We start from the raw sequence: 24,588 nt of genomic DNA, 5'->3' as shown, positions 1-24,588 counted from the left end.
CCTGTGCCGTCCGTCCGCCTATCGCGGCCTGAGCGCCACGGCGTAGACCAGGCTGTCGGCCTCGGCGCCGCGGAGGTGCGGGGCGCGGTCGTCCTCGTCGGTGATCACCGCGGTCTCGCCCTCGGTCACCGCCAGGTGCCGGCCGATGTCGATCACCGCGGTGCCGCGCAGGACGTAGAACAGCCAGGCCGGCGCCGGCTCCAGCATCGCATCGGCGTCGTCCAGCGCCGCCACCCGGTGGTCGATCTGCAGCGACCGGTCGGCGATCACGTTCAGGTCGCGCACCGGCCCGGCGATCAGCTTGCAGGTCGTCGCGGCCTGGCCGTCGAAGTCGAAGGGCTCATAGGGCCGGTCGATGCGGACCGTGCGCGGCGCCCCGCCTTCGGCGATGCCGAGTTCCATGCCGCGGCCGGACAGCAGCATGATGGTGCGGCAGCAGCCGGGGAAGGTGGAGAAGGGGCCGTCGGCCTCGACCTCGGCCAGGCTCAGCCGCCAGCGGAAGCCGCACGGGGTGTCGCCCGGCTCGACCGCGATCTCGGCCGTCCGGCCCCCGCCGTTGCGCCAGGGCATCAGGCGGTGCTGGGCGGGCGAAATGATGCGGGTGGGCATGGGCGACCTCGGGCAGCGGAGGCCGGAATCATACCATAGGAGGAGCCGCGTCCACCCGGGATCGCATCATCTCGGCCGCCTTATCTACCATGGTGATCGCAGCTGTCGGGGCGGGGCTTCGGGCCGCGGCGGTCGGGCGGCACCTTGCAGTTGTCGACGCGTTGCTCGTCATCGGCCTTGCCGCCCAGCCGCTCCTTACCCGTCTTCTGGGGCTCCGTCTCGACCGGAGAGGCGGGCGCGCCCCGGTCCTGGGGACCGGCGGCGCCCAGAGCCAACGCGAGACCCGCCGCCAGAACGCCGCGGAGACTCCGGGCCATCCGCTCTTCCTCACCTGGCATCGTGGAAGATGATGCCGAGCGTGTGCCTGCAGCCGCTGCGCAGCCGGCTGACGCCGTGGCGGAGATTGACCCGGTAGTCGCCGCGGGTGCCGGAGACCGGGCGGTGATGCACGGCGAAGGCGACGCCGTCGCCCTGGCGCAGCGGCACCACCTCGGGCCGCGACTGCATGCGCGGCCGCTGCTCGGTCAGCACGAACTCGCCGCCGGTGAAGTCGTGGCCGGGCTCGGACAGGAGGATCGCGATCTGCAGCGGGAAGGCCAGGTCGCCGTATAGATCCTGGTGCAGGCAGTTGTAGTCGCCGGGCCCGTATTGCAGCAGCAGCGGCGTCGGCCGGGTCTGGCCGGCGGCGTGGCAGGCCTTCAGGAAGGTCTCGTGCCGCTCCGGATAGCGGGTGCCGATGCCCATCCGCGCGTTCCAGCCATTGGCGACCGGCGCCAGCCGGGGGTAGAGCGCGGCGCGCAGCCCGGCGACCGGGTCGGGCAGCGGATAGGCGAAATACTTGTACTCGCCGCGGCCGAAGCCGTGCCGGGCCATCACCACCCGGCTGCGGAACGGCTTGTCCTCCGGATACAGCGCGGCGACGGCGCGGCATTCCTCCGGCGTCAGCAGCGCCGGCAGCACCGCCGCGCCGTGCTGGTCCAGCTCTGCCGCCGCGGCGTCCCAGTCGATCGCGGCGACCCGGTCGGCGGGGGAGGGAAGGGTATCGTTATGAGGGCGGAGTGCGGTGCGGGGCATCGGTCGGGCCTCTCTGTCGCTGTCATGACAGCAGGGTGGGATGTCCGGTTCCGGCCGGCACTCCGGCTCTTGCGATCAAATTCGCGTCAGCGCGGCACCGGCGTGTAGGTCACCAGGCGCAGATCGGGCGCGCCCTCGACCAGGAAGGTGGCGTGGGCGAATTCCAGCTCGCCCAGCGTGTCGTGCCGGATCCGCTTCAACCCCTCGCTGCGCTCCGACACGTCGTGCCGCGGCCACCAGCGGCGGAACTCCGGACTGGCCGCCTGCAGCGCCTCGACCAGCGCTGCGAAGGCGGGATCGCCGCCGGCCCGGCCATGGTCCAGCCGGAACTTGGCGAGGACGCGGCGGGCGGCCTCCTCCCAGTCCGGGATCATCCGGCGCCAGCGCGGGGCGGTGAAGATCATCCACAGGCTGTTGCGCTGGTCCGGCGGGATCAGCGCGCAATCGCCGAAGATCGCGGTGTTGGCGGCGTTCCAGGCCACGATGTCCCAGCGGGCGGTCTTGACGTAGGCGGGGTTCGGCAGGCTGTCCAGCAGGGCCTGCAGGATCGGCGACACCGCCGGCAGGCCGGGCGCCGGATGCGGCGGCGGCCGGTGCTGCGCCAGGGCGTAGAGATGCTGCCGTTCGGCCTCGGTCAGCCGCAGCGCCCGGCACACCCGTTCCAGGAAATCGGCCGAGACCTGGATGGCGCGGCCCTGCTCGAACCAAGTGTACCAGGTGACGCCGACCCCGGCGAGCTGGGCCACCTCCTCGCGCCGCAGCCCCGGCGTGCGGCGGCGGGGTCCGGAAGGCAACCCGACCTCGTCCGGCATGGTTCGGGCCCGACGGTCGCGCACGAAGTCGGACAAGGCACGGCGGTCGTCGGTGCGCTGCAGGGTGGAGACAGGCATAGGCTGTTGCTGCCGCTAATAGGATAAGAACTTATCTTTTCCTATTATAGCGTAGATCCCAATCTCTGTCGCGGGCGGACGGAGCCACCGTGCCCGCCGATGGAGATCCCGCATGACCGATGTGACCTGTCCCGCCGCGGCCGCGCGCCCGGCGACCCCGGCGCGACTCTGGCTCGGCCTGGCCGTGATGCTGCTCGGCCCCTTCATGACCGTGATGGACGCGATGATCGTGAACGTGGCGATCCCGAGCATCCGGCGGGGGCTCGGCGCCAGCTATGCCGAGGCCGAGCTGGTGGTGGCCGGCTACAGCCTGGCCTATGCGGTGGCGCTGATCACCGGCGGGCGGCTGGGCGACCTCTGCGGGCGACGGCGGATGTTCGTCGCCGGCCTCGCCGGCTTCACCCTGACCTCGGCGCTGTGCGGCCTGGCGCCGGGCGCGGAGACACTGATCCTGGCCCGGCTGCTGCAGGGCGTCGCGGCGGCGCTGCTGTTCCCGCAGGTGTTCTCGCTGATCCGCGTCACCTTCCCGGAGCCGCAGGCCTGCGCCAGGGCCTTCGCCGCGCTCGGCGTGGTGCTGGGGCTGGCCGCGGTGGCCGGGCAGGTACTGGGCGGCATCCTGGTCGCTGCCGACCTGTGGGGGCTGAGCTGGCGGCCGATCTTCCTGGTCAACGTCCCGATCGGCCTCGCGGCCGCGCTGGCGGCGCCGCGGCTGATCCCGGCGGACATGGTGAGGCCCGGCCAGCGGCTGGACCTCGCCGGCGTGGCCTTGAGCGCGCTCGGCCTCGGCCTGCTGCTGTATCCGCTGATCGAGGGGCGCGAGGCCGGCTGGCCGGGCTGGTCGCTGGCCATGCTGGCCGCCGCGGTTCCCGTGCTGGCCGCCTTCGCCCTGCACCAGCACGCCCGGTCGCGCCGCGGCGCCTCGCCGCTGCTGCAGACGGCGCTGTTCCGCGACCGCGCCTTCGCCGCCGGGGTGCTGCTGGTGCTGGTGTTCTATTCGACGCTGAACTCGGTCTACCTCGCCTATGCCTTCCTGGCGCAGCTCGGGCTCGGCCGCTCGGCGCTGGCGGCGGGGCTGGTGTTCTCCCCGGCCGCCGTCTCCTTCATGGTCGCCTCGATCGCCGCCGGCCGGGTGGCGCCGGAGCACCGCCGCGCGGTGCTGATGGCCGGGGCCGCGATCGCGGCGCTGGGCGAGTTCGCCGCCGCCGCCACGGCGCTGGTGGCGGCGCCGCTGCAGGCGGAGGCGCTGATCCCGGCGCTGCTGCTGCTCGGCACCGGCCAGGGCCTCTTGATGACGCCGCTGCTCAACACCGTGCTCGGCGGCATCCGCGACGGCGACATCGGCTCGGCGTCGGGCATGCTCAGCACCATGCAGCAGGTCGGCGGCGCCTTCGGCGTGGCCCTGGCCGGGATCCTGTTCGCCGCGGTGCTGGACCGCGCCCGCGCCGCCGGGGCGAGCGAGGCCGTGGCCTACGCCCGCGCCTTCGCCACAGCGGCCGGCTATGGCGGGCTGGCGACGCTGGTCACGCTCGGGCTGCTGTTCGCGCTGCCGCGGGGGAAGGTCGGTTGAGCAATTCCTGTTGAGTCCCCCTCCCGCAAGGGGAGAGGGACTCATGAGGAGAATTGCACCGCGGGAATGGTGACGATTCCGGGCTTTGGGCCGGCGGCCGGCTGTGGCATGACTTCCCGGCTGACTTTCCCTCTGGCCCTTTGAGCACAGCCGCACGCCATGCAGCCCTTCACCACGCTCACCGCCGTCGCAGCGCCGCTGCCGATCGTCAATGTCGACACCGACATGATCATCCCCAAGCAGTTCCTGAAGACGATCAAGCGCACCGGCCTCGCCGCCGGGCTGTTCTACGAGCTGCGCACCGACGAGCAGGGCAACCCGAAGGATTTCGTGCTCGACCGGCCGGCCTACCAGAAGGCGCAGATCCTGGTCGCCGGCGACAATTTCGGCTGCGGCTCGTCGCGCGAGCACGCGCCCTGGGCGCTGCTGGATTTCGGCATCCGCTGCGTCATCGCGCCCAGCTTCGCCGACATCTTCTACAACAACTGCTTCAAGAACGGCATCCTGCCGATCGCCCTGCCGCAGGAGCAGGTCGACCTGCTGATGAAGGACGCCGAGAACGGCGCCAACTCGACCGTCACGGTCGACCTGGAGAAGCAGGAGATCACCCGGCCGGACGGCCAGACCATCCGCTTCGACCTCGACCCGTTCCGCAAGCACTGCCTGATCAACGGCCTCGACGACATCGGCCTGACCCTGCAGCAGGCCCCGGCGATCGACAGCTTCGAGGCGAAGCGGAAGACCGCCCAGCCCTGGCTGGCCGCCTGAACCGACGGGCTTCCCTCATCCACCATCGTTCCTCCAACCTCCGCTGAAGGTCGTTTTCCCATGGCTGCCAACAAGAAGCTCCTCGTCCTGGCCGGTGACGGCATCGGCCCGGAGGTGATGGGCGAGGTCAAGCGCGCCGCCGAATGGCTGGGCAGCCACCGCGCGGTCGGCTTCGACATCGACGAGCAGCTGGTCGGCGGCTGCTCGATCGACGTCAACGGCGTGCCGGTCACCGACGCGACCATGGAGAAGGCGCTGGCGGTCGACGCCGTGCTGCTGGGCGCGGTCGGCGGGCCGAAATGGGACGGCGTCGACTTCTCGATCCGGCCCGAGGCCGGCCTGCTGCGCCTGCGCAAGGACCTGGAGCTGTTCGCCAATCTGCGGCCGGCGCTGGTCTATCCGGCCCTGGCCGACGCCTCGACGCTGAAGCGCGAGGTGGTCGAGGGCCTCGACATCCTGATCGTGCGCGAGCTGACCGGCGGCGTGTATTTCGGCGAGCCGCGCGGCATCACCGATCTCGGCAACGGCGAACGCCGCGGCGTCAACACCCAGGTCTACACCACCTCGGAGATCCGCCGCGTCGCCGCCGTGGCCTTCGAGCTGGCGCGCAAGCGCGGCAACAGGCTGTGCTCGGTCGAGAAGATGAACGTCATGGAATCAGGCCGGCTGTGGCGCGAGGAGGTGACCAAGCTGCACCAGGAGCAGTATTCGGACGTCCAGCTCAGCCACATGTTGGCCGACAACTGCGCCATGCAGCTGGTGCGCAACCCCAAGCAGTTCGACGTCATCGTCACCGACAATCTGTTCGGCGACATGCTGTCGGACGAGGCGGCGATGCTGACCGGCTCGCTCGGCATGCTGCCCTCGGCCTCGCTCGGCGCCCCCGACGCCACCGGCCGCCGCAAGGCGCTGTACGAGCCGGTGCACGGCTCGGCGCCCGACATCGCGGGGCAGGGCAAGGCCAACCCGATCGCCACGCTGCTCAGCTTCGGCATGATGCTGCGCTACAGCTTCGACCTCGCCGCCGAGGCCGACCTCTTGGAGGCCGCGGTGTCGGACGTGCTGGACCGCGGCATCCGGACGGCGGACATCGCCGGCACCGGCGCCACCCAGGTGGTGTCGACCGGCGACATGGGCACGGCGATCCTCGAAGCGATGGCCGCTCGGTCCCGTTAAACCGGTTCTCAGTATTTGTGCAGTGCGAAAGGGCGGGGCCGTCGGCCTCGCCCTTTTTGTCTGGCCTTTCGCCAATCGCCGCGCATATCCGAATCAATTTTACGCGATTCGCCCCCGGCCGCCGGCGAGGATCGCGCGCGGCTGTTCTTCCTGGCGGCATTTTTCGCGGCGGGTTGACGTAGCGTCCGGCTGGGCTTTGCAGCGCCGCAGGTATTCAATCTCATCGAGACCTTGAACAGTGCTTGACGACACCGCCTTGTTCAGCGTGACGTATTGTTACAAGCGCAACGTTGCGCAACAGATCGGTCGACAAGGGGGGAACACGCCGAGATGAAGCAGGGGATTTCGCGTCTGGCGCTGGGGGTGGCGGCCATGTCCGCCGTGGCGGGGCTCGGGTCCGGGGCGGCGAATGCGGCGGGCTTCTACATCCAGGAGCAGAGCGTGCCCGGCCTCGGCCGCGCCTTCGCCGGCTCCGCCGCCGCAGCCGACGACGCCAGCACCATCTATTTCAACCCGGCCGGCATGGGTTTCCTGAAGCAGGGCGAGGCCCAGTTCGGCGGCAGCCTGCTGATCCCGGATTCCCGGCTGAAGGACGACGGCTCGACCATCGACTATCCCGCCTTCCGCACGCCGCTCGGCATCTTCGACCCGCCGCCCGGCGCCGTCTCGGGCGAGAGCAAGAGCAACAACCCCTACGACCCGACCCTGGTGCCGCACGGCTATGTCGCCCTGCCGGTGCCGTCGACCGACAACCGCCTGTGGTTCGGCATCGGCCTCGGCGCACCCTTCGGGCTGGAGAGCCAGTACAACAGCAACTGGTTCGGCCGCTACGACGCCACCAAGACCGAGCTGCAGGTCTACAACTTCTCGCCGACCGTGGCCTACCGCGTGAACGACTGGCTGTCGATCGGCGGCGGCATCGACATCTCCTATGCCTGGGCCAAGCTCGAGAGCAAGGTGCCGAACCCGGTCGGGCGGCTGGTGCCGGCCTTCTCCGACGACGGCGACCTGACGATCAAGGGCGACAGCTGGGCCATCGGCTACAACATCGGCGCCATCGTGCAGCCGGTGGAAGGCACCCGGATCGGCGTGCATTTCCGTTCCGGCGTCGACCACATGCTGGACGGCAACGCCAAGCTCGACGGCATCGACTTCCCGCCGCTGCCGGGCCTGCCCGGAAGCGCCGATTTCGACACCGGCGGCCGGGCCAAGCTGAACCTGCCGCCGATCCTGTCCTTCGGCATCCGGCAGGAGGTCACGCCGCAGATCGCGCTCCTGGGCGGCGTCACCTGGTACGGCTGGTCGTCCTTCAAGGAAATCCGGGTCAAGCGCTCCGACGGCGGCGACGACCTGGTGAACGAGCAGCGCTATCAGGACACGGTCGGCGTCTCGATCGGCGGCGAATACTATTGGAACGACGACCTGACGCTGCGCGCCGGCTTCCAGTACGACCCGACGCCGACCAAGGCCGGCTTCCGCTCCAGCCGCACCCCGGACGGCGACCGCTACTGGCTGTCGGCCGGCGCAAGCTACGACGTGATGGAGAACCTGTCGGTCGACTTCGCCTACACCCACATCTTCATCGACGGCCGCAAGATGGACGCCGAGCGCGACTTCTACACCGGCACGCCGCTGGAGATGCAGGTGGATTACGACGCCAAGAACAGCGGCAGCGTCGACATCGTGGCGCTGGGGCTGCGGTACCGGTTCTGATCGTCCCGTTCCGTCCCCCATACTGTCATGCCCGGGCTTGACCCGGGCATTCAGAGGGTGTCGACGCCCACTGGATTGCCGGGTCAAGTGTATGGCCCGGGGAGATCCCAGACGGGTGTTCTGGGAGATGACTGACACATTGAGCCATGGCATCGGCGTCTTGGGAGGCGGCCATGGCGTGGCGGGAGGTGTCGGTCATGGAGCAGCGTCGGGAATTTGTCCGGCTGGCGGAGCAGGAGGGGGCGAACCGTCGGGAGCTGTGCCGCCGGTTCGGGATCAGCCCGGATGTGGGCTACAAATGGCTGGCGCGGTGGCAGGCCGGCGATGCCGAGCTGGCGGACCGCTCGCGCCGGCCACATGTGAGCCCCGGCCGCAGCACGGCAGAGCTGGAGACGGCAGTGCTGGCGGTGCGGGATGCGCATCCGGCGTGGGGCGCCCGCAAGATCGTCCGCCGCCTGGCCTGGGACGGGATCGCACCGCCGGCGGCCTCGACCGTGCACGCGATCCTGGTCCGGCACGGCCGGATCGATCCGGTGGCAGCCGAGGCGACCCAGCCCTATCGGCGTTTCGAGGCGGCGGCGCCGAACCGGCTGTGGCAGATGGACTTCAAAGGCTGGGAGCCGCTCGTCCGGGGCGGCCGGTGCTATCCCTTGACCGTGCTCGACGACCACTCCCGCTTCTCGCCTTGTCTGCAGGCCTGTGCCGATCAGAAGAGCCAGACCGTGCAGGACCGGCTCACGGCGACCTTCCGGCGACACGGCCTGCCCGAGGCCATCTTCATCGACAACGGCGCCCCCTGGGGCGACGCCTCGGGCGAGCGCTGGACCCGGCTTGCGGTCTGGTTCCTCAAGCTCGGCATCCGGGTCCTGTACAGCCGACCCTATCATCCCCAGAGCCGCGGCAAGATCGAGCGCTTCCACCGCACCCTCGCGGCCGAGGTCTTCGCCCTCGAGCCCTTCCCCGACCTCGCCGCCGCCCAGCGCGCCTTCGACCGCTGGCGCGAGCTCTACAACTGGCAGCGCCCGCACCAGGCGCTCCAGCAGCAGGTCCCCGGCAGCCGCTACCGCTCCAGCCCCCGCGCCATGCCCAGCCGCCTGCCCGAGGTCGAGTACGACAGCCTCGATCTCGTCCGCACCGTCGGCACCACCAAAGCCTATGTCAGCTTCCGCGGCCGGCTCTGGAAGGTCCCCCAGGCCTTCCGCGGCGAACGCGTCGCCATTCGGCCACAGACCACCGACGGCCGCTTCGGCGTCTTCTTCGCCAGCCACCTCATCGCCACCATCGACTTGACCGACCCATGATCTGTCCGCCATGTCTCCGAACAGGTGTCCGCCATCTCCCCGGGCCATACATCAAGCCCGGCAATGACAGCTGATACCAGCGAGTCCATGAAAAGATCGTCATTGCGAGCGCAGCGAAGATTCCATGAGGGTGGATAGCGGCCAGGAGTCGGCCCAGGCTGAGGTTGCTATCCCACTCACCCTGGAGACGACCGATGCTCGATCAACCTTGCGAGGGACAGGCCGCTATCCGGACACAGATTGGCGCAATTTTTGTGTCATTGGAACTGAGCCGTTCGAGTTGGCTGATCACCTCACTGTCGCCCGGCGGCGGGGAGAAGATGTCCAAGCACAGCGTCGGGGCGGGCGATGTCGCGGGGCTGCTGGCGCTGTTTGCAGAGTTCAGGCGCAAGGCGGCGATGCGGACGGGCCGGAGCTATCCGATCATCACCGTTCAGGAGACTGGGCTGGACGGGTTCTGGCTGCACCGGGTTCTGTGTCGGGAGGGGATCGAGAGCCACGTGGTGGATCCGGCGTCGATTGCGGCGCCGCGTCGGCGCCGGCGGGCCAAGACGGACCGGCTCGACGGCGAGGCGCTGCTGCGGGCGCTTCTGGCCTACAAGCGCGGCGAGCCGCGGGTCTGCGCCATGGTGGTGGCGCCCTCTCCGGAAGAGGAGGATCGGCGCCGGCTGTGCCGCGAACGCCAGACGCTGATCTGTGAGCGGACCACGCATGTGAACCGGATCAAGGGGCTTCTGTTCGCGCAGGGTATCACCGACTACGCGCCGCAGCGGCGCGACCGGCGGGAGCGGCTTGCGGCCTTGCACACGGCCGACGGGCGGGCGCTGCCGCCGCACTTGACGGCGCAGATCAGCCGCGAGTTGGACCGGCTCGAGCTGCTGGTCGACCAGATCAAGAGGGTCGAGGCCGAGCAGGAGGCCGTGCTGGCCGAGACCGGCGCCGGTGAGACGGCCGCCTCGGAGCCGGTGGCGATGCTGTCGGCAGTGCGGGGGATCGGCGCCACCTTTGCGGCGGTTCTCTGGTCGGAGGGCTTCTATCGATCCTTCGCCAATCGCCGCCAGGTGGCCGCCTATGCGGGGCTGGCGGCGACGCCGTGGCGCAGCGGCAGCATCATGCATGAGCAGGGTGTGTCGAAGGCCGGCAATCCGCGGCTGCGCACCGTGATGATCCAGCTCGCCTGGCTGTGGCTGCGGCACCAGCCGCAGTCGGCCCTGGCACGCTGGTTCCAGGCCCGTGGCCAGCGCGACCGCAAGCGCGCCATCGTCGCCCTGGCGCGCAAGCTTCTGGTGGCCTTGTGGAAGTACGTCACAGCCGGCGTCGTCATCGAGGGCGCGGTGATCAAGACGGCCTGACCACAGGCCGCCGCCCAGCCGTTCCGCCGAGGCCCGATCAGCCTCGGCCGATCCGGGTGGACGAACCGATGGATTGCATGGCTCATCGCCGCAACGAAGACTGGTCTCGTCCTCTCGAGCCTGCCCGCCGCAAGCGGAAGCGTGGTGCTGTCGCCTCGCGCGACGACCGAATGTGAGTTTGATCTGGCCGGCAACCCAGATCGTCGCACCGGCTCGACCCAGGGATCGCCACGGCCCTCCGCTCCGGTGCTGCCGACCGCACCAGCTTGATGGCGCGCTCGATCACGTCAAGACCAAGCCGCTTCGCGGCGCCCCTGCGGGCCGGCCTTGACTTGATCTGCGCGCGCCATCGGTCACGCCATCGCCGCCAGCAACAACGAAAGACCTCTCGCCCCCCCTTGACCCATACACTCCTCATGTGAGCAATCCAGGGCGGCTCGCACTGGCCCCTGGATTGCTTCGTCGGCTTCGCCTCCTCGCAATGACGGTTCTTTCTTGGGAGAGGAAAGAGTCGGATCACGAGCTTGCCGGTATGAGGGGCAGGGGCGCGACTGCAGCGTTACGGCTGCACTCCCGCCCGGCGCAGCTCGTCCTCCAGCCGGCCGGAGACCCACAGCCCGTACATGCGGAAGTCGCTGAAGAGCGACCACAGCGGATAGGTGAAGGTCGCCGGGCGGTTATGCTCGACGAAGAAGTGGCCGATCCAGGCGAAAAGGTATCCCGAGACCAGCGCCGCCAGGAGCCACCACCAGCTGCCGGTGACGATCAGGAGCACGAGGCAGAGCAGCGCCAGGCTGGTGCCGAAGAAATGCAGCGCCCGGGTCCGCGGCTGCGCATGCTCGCGCAGGTAATAGGGCCAGAAGGCGGAATAGCTCGGCAGCCTCTCGGCCATCTCCGTTCCTCCCTTGTCCAGCCGCCAGCCGGCACCTGGCGGCATGATCGCCGCGCGCGAATCGCATGGCTGTCCCATTGCGCGCGGATCGGCATACATTCTACCGAGTGCGTCCCCTGCAGCAATCGAACAGCCGGATTACGGATATGGGCTATCGGGTCGCGGTCATCGGTGCCACCGGCAATGTCGGTCGCGAGATGCTTTCCATCCTCGCCGAACGGGAATTCCCGGTCGACGAGGTCGTCGCGCTGGCCTCGGAGCGGTCGGTCGGGCGCCAGGTCTCCTTCGGCGAGGACGACGTCCTCGACGTGCAGGACCTCGCCAAGTTCGACTTCAAGGGCATCGACATCGTGCTGTCCTCGCCGGGCGCCAAGGTCTCGGCGGTGCACGGGCCCCGCGCGGCCAGGGCCGGGGCGGTGGTGATCGACAACACCTCGCAGTTCCGGATGGACCCGGACGTGCCGCTGGTGGTGCCCGAGGTCAACCCGCAGGCGATCGCCGGCTTCCGCAGGAAGGGCATCATCGCCAACCCGAACTGCTCCACCATCCAGATGGTGGTGGCGCTGAAGCCGCTGCACCAGCTGGCCAAGATCCGCCGCGTCGTGGTCTCGACCTACCAGTCGGTCTCCGGCGCCGGCAAGGAGGCAATGGACGAGCTGTTCAACCAGACCCGCGCCGTCTATGTGAACGACCCGATCGTCAAGGAGCGGTTCACCAAGCAGATCGCCTTCAACGTCATCCCGCATATCGACGTCTTCATGGACGACGGGTCGACGAAGGAGGAGTGGAAGATGGTGGCCGAGACCAAGAAGATCCTCGACCCCGCCATCAAGGTCGTGTCGCATTGCGTGCGCGTGCCGGTCTTCATCGGCCATTCCGAGATGGTGAACATCGAGTGCGAGAACCCGATCTCGGCCGAGGAAGCGCGGGCCGCGCTGAAGCGGGCGCCGGGGATCTCGGTGGTCGACCACCGCGCCGATGAGGGCTACGTCACCCCGGTCGAATGCGCCGGCGAGGATCTGGTCTATGTCAGCCGCATCCGCGAGGACAGCACGGTCGAGAACGGCCTGTCCTTCTGGGTGGTCGCCGACAATCTCCGTAAAGGCGCGGCGCTGAACGCCGTCCAGATCGCCGAAGTTCTGGTCAAGGACGGCCATCTGGGCAAGGCCGCCTGATCTTATCCGATCATTGTGGCGAAGGGGATCCGGACCGGGATCCCCTTCGGCTCTGCTGGCGGCCGAACTTTCCTAATCGATTTTGGTTCGATCTCCGTTTCAATGTAGACAATTTTATATACTCGCCATAGACAGGGGTGACGTCCCCCCTGTTTCCGGACCGCGCGCATGAGCCGCCTGACCGCCCATGAGCTCGAGCTCTCCGCCCGGGTGCTGCTGCGCCGGCACGGACCGGCGGCGCCGGAGGAGGCGCGGCGCCAGGCCGAGGCCTGCGCGCCCGGCCGCGAGCGGCACTGGGTGGGGACCTGGCTGGTGATCGCCGAGCTTTGCGAGGAGCTGCTGGCCTCGGCCGGCCCGGTCACGCATCCGGCAGGGTGAAGACGGCGCAGGGCGCCGCGATGCCGCGCAGCGGGTGCTCGCCCAGCGATACCAGGGGCGCCGCGGTCTCGGCTGCCAGCGCGCCGGAGATCAGCACCGCCCGGCCCAGCGGCCGGCACAGCCCCTCCAGCCGGCTGACCAGGTTGACGGCGGGGCCGATGGCGGTGAAGTCCAGCCGGTCGGCAGCGCCGATGTTGCCCCACATCATCTCGCCCAGATGCAGCGCCGCGCCGAAGGGCAGCGGCGGCAGGCCCCGGGCCTGCCGCGCGGCGTCGAGATGGGCCATGCCGGCGCGGGCGGCGGCGACCGCGCGCAGCGCCGCCTCGCAGGCCTCGCGGGTCTCGCCGGCGACCGGGAAGATCGCCAGCAGCCCGTCGCCCATGAACTTCAGCACCTCGCCGCCGAAGGCGTGCACCGCCCCGGCGATGCGGTCGAACCAGGCGTCCAGCGTGGCGATCACCTCGGCCGGCTCGGTCTGCTCGGACAGGGCGGTGAAGTCGCGGAGGTCGGCGCAGAGCAGGGCGGCGCGGATGGTCTCGCCGGCGCCGCGGCGCAGCGCGCCGGCCTGCACCCGGGCGGCGCTGCGCCGGCCGAGATAGGCCTCCAGCAGGGCCGCCAGCGCTGCCCGCGAGGCCAGGGCGGAGAGCGGCGCCGCGGCGAAGCGCGCGGCCTGGCGCAGCCGGTGGGATTCGTCGGGGTCGAACGGCCGGGTGCCGGCCCAGGCCAGCACCGCCGGCCCGGCCGTCTGCTCCTGCACCGGGCCCGGCCCCAGCCCCGACAGCCAGTCGCGGCCGCCCCGGCCGGGCGGGCCGGCCGCCGCCAGCGGCATGCCGGCGAAGCCCAGCGCCTCGATCACCGCGCCGGTCCCGGCCCGCCACAGCCAGGTACGGCGGGCGACGATCGGATGCGGTACCGCCAGGGTCAGGGCGGCGCCGGCCAGCGGCAGCCCGTCGGCCAACAGGCGGCCGCCGAGCTCGGCCAGGAAGCGGTCGGGGCCGGGCGAGGCGCCGGCATCGTCCAGCAGCCAGGCGAGGGGCGCGGGTAGGTCCATGCGGGGATGATGCCGCCGTGGGGCGGGATCTGTCACCCGCGCAGAGGGCCGACGGACGCCGCTACCACGGCACCGTCTCGCCCCTATAATCGAAAAACTGCAGCCCGGGCCGGCCGCGCCGCGCCTCCAGCGCATCGGCCACGCCGGGGATGCTCTCGCCGGTGTCGAGGCTGGCCTCCGCCCCGCCCATGTCGGTCCGGACCCAGCCCGGGTCCACCAGGGCCAGGCTGTGCCGGTCGCCGGCGTGGCGGGCGGCATAGGACCGCATCAGCATGTTGAGGGCCGCCTTGCTGGCCCGGTAGACCTCCCATCCGCCGGTCTCGTTCAGCGCGACGCTGCCCAGGCTGGAGGACATCACCGCGATCGTGCCGTCCGGACGGACCAAGCCGCCCAGCCGCTCGACGATGCGCATCGGGGCCAGGGCGTTCGTCACCATCACCCGGCTGAACTCCTCCGTCGTGACCCGGTCGACACGCTCGCTGGCGCCGTTGGCCACCGCGGCATTGACGAACAGCAGGTCGAGCGCGCGGCGCGACAGCCGGTCGCGCAGCGCATCGACCGCGGCGGGATCGGTCATCTCCAGCGTCTCGACGGTGAGCCGGCCGTTCGAGGAATCCGCCAGCTCATGCAGGGCGGTCCGGCCCGCGCCGCGGACCGTGGCCAGCACGGTCCAGCCGCGCGCCAGCCACTCGCCGGCCAGGGCCAAGCCGAGGCCGCGCGAGGCGCCGATGATCAGGGCAGTCGGGGAAACGCTCATGGGAAGACCTGGCGATAGGAGCGAGGAGCGGCTAGGATATGAAGGATCCTTCAGTTCCGGGAATTCGCTTTTGCAGGTCTCGCCGCCCGCCGCCCTGAAGCCCCGGAAGTGGCCGCGCCAAGCGCGAGCCGAGGCGACCGTCGACGCGATCTTCGAGGCGACCATTCAGGTTCTGCTGGCCGAGGGGGAGCGGCGGCTGACCACGACCCGCGTGGCGGAGCGGGCGGGCGTTTCGGTCGGCACGATGTACCAGTACTTCCCGCACAAGCAGGCACTGCTCTATGCAGTGCTGCAGCGGCATCTGGCGCATGTCGCGGATGCGGTCGCGGCGGCCTGCGACCGAGGCCGGGGCCGCCCGGTTGCCGAGCTGGCGGATCTCCTGGTCGGCGCCTTTCTCGACGCCAAGGCGGCGCGGCTCGACGTCACCCAGGCCCTGTACCTGATCGCCGAGGACCTGGATTCGACCGCGCTGCTGGCTGCGGCGGTCGACCACAACGTGGCCGCGGCGGCCGGGCTGCTGGCCAGCGCGCCGGACGCGGATTTCGCGAGCCTGCCCACTGTCGCCTTCGCGGTGTTCTCCAGTATCGCCGGCAGCACGCGAGTGGTGTTCGAGCGCGGCGCAACGCCGGCTGCGCTGCAGGAGCTGCGGCGCGAGCTGACGCTGATGTGCCGATCCTACCTGCAGGCCTCCCTGCGGTCGGCCCGCAGCGGGTGGTGAAACCCGTCCGCGCCGTGTTATTTTGCCGGCCTGAACCGGGACCGCCGGAGGGGAAGCCCATGGACGAACCGACCGTCTTCCGGCGCGAGATCCAGGTCCCGGCGCCGCCCGCCACCCTCTTCGCCTTCCTGACCGACCCTGAGAAGCTGCTGCGCTGGATGGGCATCGGCGCGACGCTGGAACCGCAGCCCGGCGGGCTCTACCTGCTCGACGTCGACGGCATCAACATCGTGCGCGGCGCGTTCCGCGAGGTGGTGCCGGTGCACCGCCTGGTCTACAGCTTCGGCTGGGAGGGCAATGCCGAGGTGCCGCCGGGCTCCAGCCAGGTCGAGATCGACCTGATCGAGCAGCCGGACGGCACCCTGATGCGGATGACCCATAGCGGCCTGCCGCCCTCGGCCCTGTCTTTGCATGAGCGGGGCTGGGCGTTCTTTCTCGAACGCCTCGCGGCGGTGGTCGCCGGCCGCGATCCGGACTCCGTGCCGTCGCCCGGCTGCCCTCCGTCGAAGGATGAGGCCTGACCGTCAGAACCGTGGAGGAGACCGATGCCAGACGATCTCATCGTCCGCCGCGAAACCCATATCCCGGCGCCGCCCGCCGCGGTGTTCGCGCTGCTGACCGACCCGCAGCAGATCCTGCGCTGGATGGGCACCGAGGCGCAGCTCGACCCGCAGCCCGGCGGGCTCTACCTGGTCAACGTCACCGGGGCCCGCTTCGCCCGCGGCGCCTTCCGCGAGGTGGTGCCGGTGCATCGCCTGGCCTACAGCTTCGGCTGGGACGGCAGCGAGGCGGTGCCGCCGGGGTCGAGCCTGGTCGAGATCGACCTGGTCGAGCAGCCGGACGGCACGCTGCTGAAGATGACCCACACCGGCCTGCCCACGGCCGAGCAATGCGCCGGCCATGCCGAGGGCTGGGCGCATTACCTCGACCGGCTGGCCCAGGCGGCCGGCGGCCGCGACCCGGGCCCGGACCCCTGGCTCGGCCGGGACGGACGGGACTGACACGGGGCTGTCGGAGTCCGGCATCCCCGTTCGTCCTCCGGGGAGACTCATTCCGGAGGGGAGCCATGGACGAGCAGCCGGTCATCACATCGCGCCGCAAGGGCCGGAGCGGGACGCAGAGCATGCTGATCCCGAGTGAGGGGATGGTCGCCGACGCCCTGCGTGCTGCGCCGGCCGGCCGGCTGTCGGACCTGGCGGCGCTGCGGCGGGGGCTGGCGGCGCGCTACGGGGCCGATGCCTGCTGCCCGGTCACCACGCAACGCCACCTGGTGCGACTAAGCCAGGACGCCAGCGCCCCGGTCTGGCGCGTCGTCGACCCCGACCGGCCCTTCGCCCGGCGGCTGGCCGGCGGGCCGGACCGCATCCGCGAAAGGCTGGCCGCGGAGCGCTGACGGCCCCCCGGTCCGGATCACCTTCGCCTGCATACCATGATGCCGTTCCTGCATTGGGCGGCGGATCCCATTCCCATTACCTGAATATGACCGATCCGTTACAGCCGGCTGCCCGCCCGGCGACGGTCTCGGCGACGGGGCGGTCGCGGCACGGCCGGCCGTCCCGCCGGATCCTGGCCAATTCCTCACAGGACCGCCGTTCCCGATGGATGTGTAGAAACGTGCCCGCCGAAGCGGGCCGGAGACTGGGGAGCCCATGAAGAAGAAGTCGCGAATCTCGGGGCCCAGTATGGCCCTGTACGTCAACAGGCTGACCACGGCCATCGTCCCGACCGGGGCCAATGCCGGCGACCCTCTGGACCCCTTCGTCCAGACGCGGAGGACCGGGAACGGCCGGACCGAGATCGTGGTCGGGACCCGCACCTTCTTCGCCGGGACGCTCGATGTCGACGGTACGGAGCCCGTGCAGGTGGTGGCCGAGCGCCGGTCCCGCGGCGACGGCAAGGGTGGCGGCGAGCAGGAGACCTTCCATCCGGTGAAGGCCGACCTGACGCTGGACACCGCGGTCGAGCTGTACAAGCAGCCACAGGGCCGCTGGGGCGTCCGCGGCGGCCGGGCGATACCGGCCTCGACCGCATGGCTCGCCGCGGACGGGCTCGACGCCCTGAACGCCGCGGCGTTCCAGCCCGGCTTCCGCCAGCTCGGGTCGCGCGAATGCTGCGTCGGCGAGGTGATGTTCCGCGGCAAAGCCAGCGAACGGTCCGCGCCGGTGCTGGTCGAGCGGGTGCTCGGCCCGGACCCGGCCGATGATGGCTACCGCCTGGTCAACGCCGATCTCGGCCGGGGCGTCGCGGTCGAGCTGGTCGACGGGGCGGCCCGGTCGGACCCCTTCGCCACCGAGGTGCTGCGCCGGATCGGGGCGGCCTGGGGCGCCGGGCCGGGTCGCCAGACCGCCGAGGCGGCGGCGCTCAACGCGCTGAAGGCCGGCGCCTCGGTGGAGGCCGCGGTCGCCCTGGCGAATGATCTGCTGCCGCGGGCCGGAAAGGATCTGGGCCCGGCGGCGGCCCCGACCTATGCCGCGGCCGGCGCCGCCGCCGGAGCCTGCCGGCGCGCCGGCATGCCGCAGGAGGCCGCCGCGATCACGGCCCGAAGCCTGGTCGGCATGGCCGAGTTTCTGGACGACCGGCCGGCGGTGGTCGCCGGGGCGAATGCCGCCGCGAATGCCGGCCGCCATCCGGATGCCCGGATGAACGATCTGCTGGCGGGGGTCCCTCTGCCGACGGCGGAGCAACGGCGATCCACGGTCATCGCCGTGGCCCATGAAACGGCCGGCGCCAGGCTGGCAACCGCCCAGGCCGCGGTGGCCGCGCAGGATCGCCGGGCCCTCGGCCCCGACCTCAGCGCGATCAACGCCGCCGCCCGGGAGCTGCTGATCGAGAAGAAGATCCCGACGGAGGGGCTGACCGCCGTCGCCGCCCGGGCGGCGGAGAAGCGGGTCGCTCTCGTCCGGGGCCATGCCGAAGATCTCTCTGCCCAGGCGGCGAAGACCAGGGACGAGCTGGGCGGCGTCGAGGTCGGGATCGCGAAGCTCGAGGCCGACTTGGCCAACGCGACCACCGACCGGGACCAGGCAGCGATCCAGGCGTCGCTGGAATACGAACGGCGAAAGCGGGCCGAGCTGACCGCGGCCTGGCGCCGGCAGGGGCAGCAGGCGCAGGCCGCGGAGGTGGAGCTGGCGGCGGTGTCCGGCGATGCCGGGCCACGCATCGCCGCCGCGGTCAAGGCGCTGGAGGCGGCCCATGCCGCGGCGCCGGACCGGCAGCACGCCGCGGTCGCCGCGGCGAAGGCGGCGTCGACGGCGATGCGGAGCGGGGACGACCCGGTGCGGGCGGAGCGTGCGGCGGGCGCCGCCCATCTCGCCGCCCTCGCCGGGGCGGACGAGGACGGCGCCGAGGTCGCGGGCCGTCTGATGGCGGACTATCTCGATGCCGCCGCGGGCTCGCTCGACGACCTGGACGCCAAGGCGGCCCAGGCCGCCATCGTCCAGCTCGTGATCGATGGCGTCCCGGCCGATGCGGATGCGCGGAAGCGGCAGCTGCTGGCTGCGGCAGCCGCGACCGCCGCGCTGGAAGCGGCCAAGCCGAACCCCGCCGCCGCCGCGGCCATGGGCCCGGCCGTCGCCGCGGCGGACGCGACGCCGGCCGCCGGGATCCATGCCCCGCCGGTGTTCTCCATGGCCGATCCGAACGCCGGTCCGGCCGGGAAGACGGCGCCGGCGCTGCCGGCGATCCCGAAGCATTACGAGCCGGTCGAGACCCGCTTCGATCCCGCCAAGGCGGTCGCCGTCGACGAATGGAAGCACGCCAAGATCCGGCAGGTCACCGATCTCGGCCTGGTGGGGGCTTCGGCACCGAGCACGACCACCTACATCATCGAGGTGATGGGGCCGAAGGGCCGGTACTGGGCGGATTTCGACTGGTCGCCGAACGCCAACCAGCTGTATGGCGAGATCCCGATCAAGCCCAGCGCCGCCGGGGCGGACGGGCTGGCGGCGCAGGCCCGGACCGTGATTGCCTACAACGGCATCACCGGCGACTGGGGATCGTTCGAGCAGCGGGCCAGGGACCTGACGGCGCGGACCGACGCCGCCTTCGCCGAGGTCGCCAGGCTGCTGACCTCGCGCGACCATGACGGCAGCCTGAGTCAGCTGCGCTATCACGGCGGGGAGAGCGGCCACATGGCCAATCTGCTGCCCTATGTCAGGACCAGGATGGAGGAGGAGATCCGCCTGTTCGTGCAGGGCCGGCACAGCCAGCCGGCGTTCAAGGAGAACCTGTCCAAGATGTTCATCGACCTGGTCGAGAAGATCGAGGGCGACCGGTCGCGCAAGAAGGCGATCCTCCGGCACCAGGTCGACACGATGATCCGGATCGTGATCGCCATCGTGATCGGCGGCGGCGTCGGCGGCGCCCGCGTCGCGGCGGGCTTCATGGGAGGGGGAGGGTAAGGGGCAGTCAGTCCTCGCCCTTGCGCGCCAGCCGGGCCTCGCGCGCGTCGTTGATGTACTGGGCGGCGACCAGCCAGCCCTTCAGCGGCCGCAGCAGCGCCAGGCAGCCGCCGATCAGCAGCGGCACCGAGGTCAGGAGATGCACCCAGACCGGCGGCTCATAGGCGAGCTCCAGCCAGGCTGCGAAGGCAATCACCGGGAAGCTGACGATCGAGATGACGAAGAAGGCCGGGCCGTCCGCCGGGTCGGCGAAGCCGTAGTCCAGCCCGCAGGCGTCGCAGCGCGGCGCCAGGGTCAGGAAGCCGCGGAACAGGTGGCCCCGGCCGCAGCGCGGGCAGCGCGCCCGGATGCCGACCTCGAAGGGCTTCAGCGTCGGGTATTCGGCCATGGTGATCCCCTGTGGCGGGCCGCAGGGCGGCTGCGGCCGATTGTATGGAGCGGTATCTAGAGTTGCCATACATCTTGGTCAAGTGTATGGTTATGCGATGAACCGCCGCAGCTGCTGACCCATGTCGAAATACCGCTCGATCGTCACCAGCCTGGCCGACCGTATCCGGTCCGGCGAGCTGCTTCCCGGCTCCCGCCTGCCCCCGCAGCGTCAGCTGGCGGCGCAGCTCGGCGTCGACCTGACCACGGTGACGCGCGCATACACCGAGCTGAAGCGTATGGGTCTGGTGGAAGGGCGCACCGGCAGCGGCAGCTTCGTCCACGGCGTCCCCGCCGCCGCGGCTCCGGCGGCGGATGGGTTCGACCTCAGCATGAACGTGCCGCCGCGGCCGGCGGGGCTGGGCGACCGGGTGACGCAGGGGCTGGCGGCGGTGCTGGCCGGGCCGGAGGGCGGGGCCAGCCTCGGCTATCAGCCCAGCGGCGGCACGGCCCGGGACCGGGCGGCGGCGGCCGGCTGGCTGGGCCGGCGCCTCGGCCCGGTTGAGGAAGACCGGGTGGTGGTCGCGGCGGGGGCGCAGAGCGCGCTGTTCGCCGTGCTCGACCTGCTGCTCGACCGCGGCGACACCCTGGCCTGCGCCGGCCTGACCTATCCGGGCGTGCGCGCGATTGCCGCCCATCTCGGGCTGCGCATGGCCGGGCTGGCGCATGACGGCGAAGGCCTCGACCCCGGCGCCTTCGCCGAGCTGTGCCGGACCAGCCCGCCCAAGGCGCTCTACATCGTGCCGACCATCGCCAGCCCGACCACGGCGACGCTGCCGCCGGAGCGGCGGGAGGCGGTCGCCGCCATCGCCCGCCGGCACGGCGTCGCCATCGTCGAGGACGACGCCTATGGCGCGCTGCCGGAGACGGCGCCGCCGCCGCTCGCCGCCCTGGCGCCGGAGACCGTCTGGCACGTCGCTTCGCTGTCGAAATGCGCCACGCCGGCGCTGCGCGTCGCCTATGTCGCGGCGCCCGACGCCCGCGCGGCGCTGCCGCTGACCGCGGGGCTGCGCGCGATCAGCCTGATGGCCTCGCCGCTGACCGCGGCCCTGGCCACGCGCTGGATCGGCGACGGCACGCTCGACGCGCTGACGGCGGCGATCCGGGCGGAGAACCGGGCCCGGCAGCGCCTGGCCGCATCCCTGCTGCCGGCCGGCGCCGTCGCCGCCCATCCGGACGGCAACCATCTCTGGCTGGCGCTGCCGGAGGGCTGGACGGCGGCGGCCTTCACCGCCGCTGCGCGCGAGTCCGGGCTGCTGGTGGTGCCGGCCGATGCCTTCGACGTGGCCGGGTCGCCGCCGCGGGCGGTGCGGCTGTCGCTCGGCGGCGTGCCCGACCGAACGGGGCTGGAGCGGGCATTGCTGCGGCTGTCGGGCCTGCTCACCTGGACCGGCGGCGCGGGCGGCGCGATCGTGTGAGGCGGATCACCCCGTCGGCAGCGCCGTCCAGCGGCCCTTCACCTTCTCGAAGCCATGCGCAGGCATCGGCACGAAGCCCGCGCCGTCCCAGCGCCGCGGCTCCAGCGTCAGCCGGTCGCCGTCGACCAGGATACGGTTGTAGGCGTTCGGCTCGTTGCGCCGCCGGCTCGAGGTCGCGGTCGCCGCCTGCGCCACCAGGATCGGCCGCCGCACCCGGCCATGATGGGTGGTGACCTCGCCGTAGAAGCCCCGGTGCAGGTGGCCGGTCAGGATCAGGTCGACCCCGGCGGTGGCGAAGAAGCGCAGCGCCGTCTCGGCCCGCCCGATCAGCCTGGTCTCCGGCGCGTCGGGCGGCGGCAGGAAGGGGTGGTGCGCCACCACCACCTTCAGCATGCCGCGCGGCAGGGCGCGCAGCGTCTCGCGCACCCGCTCGATCTGCTCCAGGCTGATCGAGCCGTGCGACCAGTTCCAATGCGCCACCAGCCGCCGGGCGGTATTGACGCCGATCAGCACGATCCCGTCCTGGACCAGGAGCGGCGCGGTGTCCGGGGTGATGTAGCGGCGGTAGCGCGAGAACGGCTTGGTGAAGCGCGACAGCAGGTTGTGCCGCGGGATGTCGTGGTTTCCCGGCACCACGAGATAGGGCGCCGGCAGCCGGTCCAGGAAGTCGCGCGCGGCCGCGAACTCGCCGCTGCGCGCATCCTGGGTCAGGTCGCCGGAGACGGCGATGACCGACGGGGCCAGCGCCTTCAACTCGGCCAGCAGGGCCTCGACCAGGGCCGGCTCGGTGCGGCCGAAATGCAGGTCGGAGATGTGGGCGACGCTCTTCATCACTGCGGCGTTTCGGGCGTGTCGGGATCGGCGCGCGGCACCATCACGGTCAGCGCCTTGGCCAGGATGCGATAGCGCAGGGGCGTCGCCAAGAGGTGGTTCTCCCCGTCATTGGCGACCCATAGCCGCGCCCGGCGCGAGACCACGTTCACCCGGCGCGCCGCCAGTGCCGCCGCGGCCGGGTCGTGCTGCCAAGTGCCGGCGACGATGCGGGCGATCAGGCGCCACAGGTCCAGCCGGCGGTCGATCCGCGCGGCGTAGACGCCCAGCGTGCCGCCGTCCAGCGCGACGCGGCTGTGGATCGCGGCGAAGCCTTCGGCCAGCGGGTTGTTGGTGATCGCCAGGGTGCGGGTGACCAGCCGCACCGGCCGGCCGTCATCCTGCAGCACGACATGCAGCCGCGGCCCGCGGTCGAAGCCGCGAAGGAAGGCGCGGACCAGGCGCAGCCATTTCATCGGCCCCGGGTCGTGCCGCATCCGCTCGCGCTGCAGCACCATGCGCGGGGCGATGCCGGGCAGCGAGCTGTTCAGGAAGATCCGGTCGTTGACCAGGGCGACGTCGATCCGCCGGGTGGTGCCGGCCAGGAGGACCGGCAGCGCCGCCTCGGGCGACAGCGGGATGCCGAGGTCGCGGGCCAGCAGGTTGGCCGTGCCCATCGGCAGGATGCCGAGCGGGCGGCCGGGACCGGCCCGGTTCTCCGGCAGCAGGCGCTCGGCCGCGGCGATGATGGTGCCGTCGCCGCCGCCGACCAGGATCGCCTCGGCGTCCGAGGCGACGGCGGCGTCCAGCGCCCGGCACAGTTCGGTCCCTTCGGCCAGCGTCACGCGGGGCTCCAGCCCGGCCTCGGCCAGGATCTGCTGCAGCCGCGCGGCGATCGCCTCGGTCGGCCGGCCGAGCAGGGCGCCGGCGGCGCCGTTCAGCACCAGCGCCACGCGCATCGGGCCGTCCTCAGCCGGTCATCGCGCGGTGCCGGTGGTGCCGCCCGCGCAGGTGCAGGCGGTGCTCGGGATGGCGCCACCCGGGATCGGGCAGCTGCCATACATCGTGACACAGCGCTGGGCGGCGCCGGCCGAGGGCAGCGGCAGCAGGGGCGTGCTCGGCGCTTTGCGGTCCAGGCTCTCCGCCTCGCGCGGGGCCGGCACCGGCTGCGCCCGGAACGGCGCCAGCTGCGGCGGGCGCAGCTGCCCCGGCGGGGTGATCGGCTGGACCGCCGGGGGGCGGCCGCGGACGATCGGCGGCGACCCGATGCCGCCGGCGCAGGGGCTGCCGATCTGGCCGGGGTCGACGATGCATTGCGCCAATGCGGGCGCCGGGACGGCGGGGGCGGCCGCCGCGGCGAGGCCGGCGGCGAGCGCCAGGCGGATCAGCGGGCTCATGCTGATGAATTGTGCGGGGGACCGCATTCTTCAATGGTCGAAGGCCGCGATGTTTCGCTGCGTTTCCGTCCTGTTTCGTTCTAAGCTGCGGACGAATCAGGAGTCGGGCGCGGCGCCGGGCCATGGACGGCCGGCGGGGCGCAGCCGAGCTTCACAGACAGTCGCAGATCGTATCGATGACATGCAGCCGGCCGGCGCCGTCCAGGTCGGCCGGCCGCGTCCCGTAAGCCCCAGCCACCCGAGAGGCAGCCATGGCTTTCACCTTGAAGATCAACGGCACCCCGCACGAGGTCGATGTCGACGGCGACACCCCGCTGCTGTGGGTGCTGCGCGACGTGCTCGGCATGACCGGCACCAAGTTCGGCTGCGGCATGGCCCTGTGCGGCGCCTGCACCGTGCATGTCGACGGCCAGGCCGTCCGGTCCTGCCAGACGCCGGTCGACAGCGTCGGCGACAGCGCCGTGACCACGATCGAGGCGATCGGCGAGACGCCGCAGGGCAAGGCCCTGCAGCAGGCGTGGCTGGAGCTGGAGGTGGTGCAGTGCGGCTACTGCCAGTCCGGCCAGATCATGTCGGCCGCCGCGCTGCTGGCCGAGACGCCGAAGCCGACCGATGACGACATCGACGCCGCCATGTCCGGCAATGTCTGCCGATGCGGCACCTATCAGCGGATCCGCGCCGCGATCCACAAGGCCGCGGCCTGAGAGGGAGGGACC

25 protein-coding genes are annotated in these 24,588 nt (G+C 71.5%); 15 read left to right on the top strand and 10 right to left on the bottom strand.

From position 1 onward, the window contains the following. Window positions 1-18: 18 nt before the first annotated feature. The 3 genes from LG391_RS24420 to LG391_RS24410 all read right to left on the bottom strand — a co-directional run bounded on the left by LG391_RS24420 (window position 19) and on the right by LG391_RS24410 (window position 2,573). Window positions 19-609, bottom strand: coding sequence for a HutD family protein (locus tag LG391_RS24420; RefSeq protein ID WP_225770658.1), 591 nt, complete (start codon window positions 607-609; stop codon window positions 19-21). A 327-nt stretch (window positions 610-936) separates the two neighbouring features. After that, window positions 937-1,683, bottom strand: a complete 747-nt coding sequence (locus tag LG391_RS24415) for a 2OG-Fe(II) oxygenase (protein WP_225770657.1) — start codon at window positions 1,681-1,683, stop codon at window positions 937-939. Window positions 1,684-1,769: 86 nt separating this feature from the next. Continuing rightward, window positions 1,770-2,573, bottom strand: coding sequence for a helix-turn-helix transcriptional regulator (locus LG391_RS24410; protein WP_225770656.1), 804 nt, complete (start codon window positions 2,571-2,573; stop codon window positions 1,770-1,772). Window positions 2,574-2,685: 112 nt separating this feature from the next. On the opposite strand from LG391_RS24410, the gene LG391_RS24405 reads away from it, so the two are divergent. From LG391_RS24405 to LG391_RS24380, 6 genes are all read left to right on the top strand, one after another. Next, window positions 2,686-4,140, top strand: coding sequence for an MFS transporter (locus LG391_RS24405; RefSeq protein WP_225770655.1), 1,455 nt, complete (start codon window positions 2,686-2,688; stop codon window positions 4,138-4,140). Window positions 4,141-4,299: 159 nt separating this feature from the next. Then, on the top strand, window positions 4,300-4,908 hold the full coding sequence (leuD, locus tag LG391_RS24400) for a 3-isopropylmalate dehydratase small subunit (RefSeq protein ID WP_225770654.1): 609 nt from the start codon (window positions 4,300-4,302) through the stop codon (window positions 4,906-4,908). A 60-nt stretch (window positions 4,909-4,968) separates the two neighbouring features. Then, complete coding sequence (gene leuB, locus LG391_RS24395) at window positions 4,969-6,084, top strand: 3-isopropylmalate dehydrogenase (RefSeq protein WP_225770653.1); 1,116 nt, start codon at window positions 4,969-4,971, stop codon at window positions 6,082-6,084. A gap of 330 nt (window positions 6,085-6,414) precedes the next feature. Beyond that, window positions 6,415-7,797: an OmpP1/FadL family transporter gene (locus LG391_RS24390; protein ID WP_225770652.1), complete on the top strand. Its 1,383-nt coding sequence runs from the start codon at window positions 6,415-6,417 to the stop codon at window positions 7,795-7,797. A 173-nt stretch (window positions 7,798-7,970) separates the two neighbouring features. After that, the gene (locus tag LG391_RS24385; protein WP_225770651.1) at window positions 7,971-9,098 is read left to right on the top strand and encodes an IS481 family transposase; all 1,128 of its coding nucleotides are present in this window, start codon (window positions 7,971-7,973) and stop codon (window positions 9,096-9,098) included. A gap of 194 nt (window positions 9,099-9,292) precedes the next feature. Beyond that, window positions 9,293-10,450 (top strand): IS110 family transposase, encoded by a 1,158-nt coding sequence (locus LG391_RS24380; RefSeq protein ID WP_225767413.1) that lies wholly within the window; start codon window positions 9,293-9,295, stop codon window positions 10,448-10,450. 559 nt (window positions 10,451-11,009) lie between these two features. Here the strand turns inward: LG391_RS24380 and LG391_RS24375 are convergent. Continuing rightward, window positions 11,010-11,342 carry a DUF962 domain-containing protein gene (locus tag LG391_RS24375; protein ID WP_225770650.1) on the bottom strand — a complete coding sequence of 111 codons (333 nt, stop codon included), beginning with the start codon at window positions 11,340-11,342 and terminating at the stop codon, window positions 11,010-11,012. Between the two features lie 146 nt (window positions 11,343-11,488). Between LG391_RS24375 and LG391_RS24370 the strand changes: the two genes are divergently transcribed. Then, window positions 11,489-12,517 (top strand): aspartate-semialdehyde dehydrogenase, encoded by a 1,029-nt coding sequence (locus tag LG391_RS24370; RefSeq protein ID WP_225770649.1) that lies wholly within the window; start codon window positions 11,489-11,491, stop codon window positions 12,515-12,517. 168 nt (window positions 12,518-12,685) lie between these two features. Then, window positions 12,686-12,895, top strand: coding sequence for a hypothetical protein (locus LG391_RS24365; RefSeq protein WP_225770648.1), 210 nt, complete (start codon window positions 12,686-12,688; stop codon window positions 12,893-12,895). On the opposite strand, the gene LG391_RS24360 is transcribed toward LG391_RS24365, so the two are convergent. Together LG391_RS24360 and LG391_RS24355 are read right to left on the bottom strand one after the other, a co-directional pair. After that, a complete protein-coding gene (locus LG391_RS24360) occupies window positions 12,876-13,946 on the bottom strand; it encodes an adenylate/guanylate cyclase domain-containing protein (RefSeq protein WP_225770647.1) in 1,071 nt (356 codons plus the stop codon). The genes LG391_RS24365 and LG391_RS24360 overlap by 20 nt on opposite strands. A 61-nt stretch (window positions 13,947-14,007) precedes the next feature. Then, window positions 14,008-14,703: an SDR family NAD(P)-dependent oxidoreductase gene (locus tag LG391_RS24355; RefSeq protein ID WP_225770646.1), complete on the bottom strand. Its 696-nt coding sequence runs from the start codon at window positions 14,701-14,703 to the stop codon at window positions 14,008-14,010. A gap of 70 nt (window positions 14,704-14,773) precedes the next feature. Between LG391_RS24355 and LG391_RS24350 the strand changes: the two genes are divergently transcribed. From LG391_RS24350 to LG391_RS24330, 5 genes are all read left to right on the top strand, one after another. Continuing rightward, window positions 14,774-15,421, top strand: a complete 648-nt coding sequence (locus LG391_RS24350) for a TetR/AcrR family transcriptional regulator (protein WP_225770645.1) — start codon at window positions 14,774-14,776, stop codon at window positions 15,419-15,421. A 59-nt stretch (window positions 15,422-15,480) separates the two neighbouring features. Beyond that, window positions 15,481-15,942 (top strand): SRPBCC domain-containing protein, encoded by a 462-nt coding sequence (locus LG391_RS24345; protein WP_225770644.1) that lies wholly within the window; start codon window positions 15,481-15,483, stop codon window positions 15,940-15,942. A gap of 24 nt (window positions 15,943-15,966) precedes the next feature. Next, window positions 15,967-16,422: an SRPBCC domain-containing protein gene (locus LG391_RS24340; protein ID WP_225770643.1), complete on the top strand. Its 456-nt coding sequence runs from the start codon at window positions 15,967-15,969 to the stop codon at window positions 16,420-16,422. Between the two features lie 65 nt (window positions 16,423-16,487). Then, complete coding sequence (locus tag LG391_RS24335; RefSeq protein WP_225770642.1) at window positions 16,488-16,814, top strand: hypothetical protein; 327 nt, start codon at window positions 16,488-16,490, stop codon at window positions 16,812-16,814. Between the two features lie 289 nt (window positions 16,815-17,103). Beyond that, on the top strand, window positions 17,104-19,821 hold the full coding sequence (locus LG391_RS24330) for a hypothetical protein (protein WP_225770641.1): 2,718 nt from the start codon (window positions 17,104-17,106) through the stop codon (window positions 19,819-19,821). A 7-nt stretch (window positions 19,822-19,828) separates the two neighbouring features. On the opposite strand, the gene LG391_RS24325 is transcribed toward LG391_RS24330, so the two are convergent. Next, window positions 19,829-20,209, bottom strand: a complete 381-nt coding sequence (locus LG391_RS24325; RefSeq protein WP_225770640.1) for a DUF983 domain-containing protein — start codon at window positions 20,207-20,209, stop codon at window positions 19,829-19,831. 121 nt (window positions 20,210-20,330) lie between these two features. On the opposite strand from LG391_RS24325, the gene LG391_RS24320 reads away from it, so the two are divergent. Further along, entirely contained in the window at window positions 20,331-21,665 is a 1,335-nt protein-coding gene (locus LG391_RS24320; protein ID WP_225770639.1) for a PLP-dependent aminotransferase family protein, read from the top strand. 6 nt (window positions 21,666-21,671) lie between these two features. Here LG391_RS24320 and LG391_RS24315 read toward each other — a convergent pair whose 3' ends face one another. From LG391_RS24315 to LG391_RS24305, 3 genes are read right to left on the bottom strand one after another with little or no spacing between them, the layout of a single operon-like run. Continuing rightward, entirely contained in the window at window positions 21,672-22,496 is an 825-nt protein-coding gene (locus LG391_RS24315; RefSeq protein WP_225770638.1) for a metallophosphoesterase, read from the bottom strand. Next, window positions 22,496-23,434 (bottom strand): diacylglycerol kinase family protein, encoded by a 939-nt coding sequence (locus LG391_RS24310; protein ID WP_225770637.1) that lies wholly within the window; start codon window positions 23,432-23,434, stop codon window positions 22,496-22,498. Before LG391_RS24310 ends, LG391_RS24315 begins: the two co-directional genes overlap by 1 nt. 18 nt (window positions 23,435-23,452) lie before the next feature. Continuing rightward, entirely contained in the window at window positions 23,453-23,872 is a 420-nt protein-coding gene (locus LG391_RS24305; protein ID WP_225770636.1) for a hypothetical protein, read from the bottom strand. A gap of 251 nt (window positions 23,873-24,123) precedes the next feature. On the opposite strand from LG391_RS24305, the gene LG391_RS24300 reads away from it, so the two are divergent. Beyond that, window positions 24,124-24,576, top strand: a complete 453-nt coding sequence (locus LG391_RS24300; RefSeq protein WP_225770635.1) for a (2Fe-2S)-binding protein — start codon at window positions 24,124-24,126, stop codon at window positions 24,574-24,576. The last annotated feature ends 12 nt before the right edge of the window (window positions 24,577-24,588 follow it).

Origin of the sequence: Inquilinus sp. Marseille-Q2685 (genome assembly GCF_916619195.1) — a bacterium.
Classification (GTDB): Bacteria; Pseudomonadota; Alphaproteobacteria; order DSM-16000; family Inquilinaceae; genus Inquilinus.
This window is presented reverse-complemented; position numbering and strand designations above follow the sequence as displayed.

Excerpts from the sequence above, each read along its gene's own strand:
- LG391_RS24420 (WP_225770658.1), bottom strand. The coding sequence starts at position 609 with ATGCCCACCCGCATCATTTCGCCCGCCCAGCACCGCCTGATGCCCTGG.
- LG391_RS24415 (WP_225770657.1), bottom strand. The coding sequence starts at position 1,683 with ATGCCCCGCACCGCACTCCGCCCTCATAACGATACCCTTCCCTCCCCC.
- LG391_RS24410 (WP_225770656.1), bottom strand. The coding sequence starts at position 2,573 with ATGCCTGTCTCCACCCTGCAGCGCACCGACGACCGCCGTGCCTTGTCC.
- LG391_RS24405 (WP_225770655.1), top strand. The coding sequence starts at position 2,686 with ATGACCGATGTGACCTGTCCCGCCGCGGCCGCGCGCCCGGCGACCCCG.
- leuD (WP_225770654.1), top strand. The coding sequence starts at position 4,300 with ATGCAGCCCTTCACCACGCTCACCGCCGTCGCAGCGCCGCTGCCGATC.
- leuB (WP_225770653.1), top strand. The coding sequence starts at position 4,969 with ATGGCTGCCAACAAGAAGCTCCTCGTCCTGGCCGGTGACGGCATCGGC.
- LG391_RS24390 (WP_225770652.1), top strand. The coding sequence starts at position 6,415 with ATGAAGCAGGGGATTTCGCGTCTGGCGCTGGGGGTGGCGGCCATGTCC.
- LG391_RS24385 (WP_225770651.1), top strand. The coding sequence starts at position 7,971 with ATGGCGTGGCGGGAGGTGTCGGTCATGGAGCAGCGTCGGGAATTTGTC.
- LG391_RS24380 (WP_225767413.1), top strand. The coding sequence starts at position 9,293 with ATGCTCGATCAACCTTGCGAGGGACAGGCCGCTATCCGGACACAGATT.
- LG391_RS24375 (WP_225770650.1), bottom strand. The coding sequence starts at position 11,342 with ATGGCCGAGAGGCTGCCGAGCTATTCCGCCTTCTGGCCCTATTACCTG.
- LG391_RS24370 (WP_225770649.1), top strand. The coding sequence starts at position 11,489 with ATGGGCTATCGGGTCGCGGTCATCGGTGCCACCGGCAATGTCGGTCGC.
- LG391_RS24365 (WP_225770648.1), top strand. The coding sequence starts at position 12,686 with ATGAGCCGCCTGACCGCCCATGAGCTCGAGCTCTCCGCCCGGGTGCTG.
- LG391_RS24360 (WP_225770647.1), bottom strand. The coding sequence starts at position 13,946 with ATGGACCTACCCGCGCCCCTCGCCTGGCTGCTGGACGATGCCGGCGCC.
- LG391_RS24355 (WP_225770646.1), bottom strand. The coding sequence starts at position 14,703 with ATGAGCGTTTCCCCGACTGCCCTGATCATCGGCGCCTCGCGCGGCCTC.
- LG391_RS24345 (WP_225770644.1), top strand. The coding sequence starts at position 15,481 with ATGGACGAACCGACCGTCTTCCGGCGCGAGATCCAGGTCCCGGCGCCG.
- LG391_RS24340 (WP_225770643.1), top strand. The coding sequence starts at position 15,967 with ATGCCAGACGATCTCATCGTCCGCCGCGAAACCCATATCCCGGCGCCG.
- LG391_RS24335 (WP_225770642.1), top strand. The coding sequence starts at position 16,488 with ATGGACGAGCAGCCGGTCATCACATCGCGCCGCAAGGGCCGGAGCGGG.
- LG391_RS24330 (WP_225770641.1), top strand. The coding sequence starts at position 17,104 with ATGGCCCTGTACGTCAACAGGCTGACCACGGCCATCGTCCCGACCGGG.
- LG391_RS24325 (WP_225770640.1), bottom strand. The coding sequence starts at position 20,209 with ATGGCCGAATACCCGACGCTGAAGCCCTTCGAGGTCGGCATCCGGGCG.
- LG391_RS24320 (WP_225770639.1), top strand. The coding sequence starts at position 20,331 with ATGTCGAAATACCGCTCGATCGTCACCAGCCTGGCCGACCGTATCCGG.
- LG391_RS24315 (WP_225770638.1), bottom strand. The coding sequence starts at position 22,496 with ATGAAGAGCGTCGCCCACATCTCCGACCTGCATTTCGGCCGCACCGAG.
- LG391_RS24310 (WP_225770637.1), bottom strand. The coding sequence starts at position 23,434 with ATGCGCGTGGCGCTGGTGCTGAACGGCGCCGCCGGCGCCCTGCTCGGC.
- LG391_RS24305 (WP_225770636.1), bottom strand. The coding sequence starts at position 23,872 with ATGAGCCCGCTGATCCGCCTGGCGCTCGCCGCCGGCCTCGCCGCGGCG.
- LG391_RS24300 (WP_225770635.1), top strand. The coding sequence starts at position 24,124 with ATGGCTTTCACCTTGAAGATCAACGGCACCCCGCACGAGGTCGATGTC.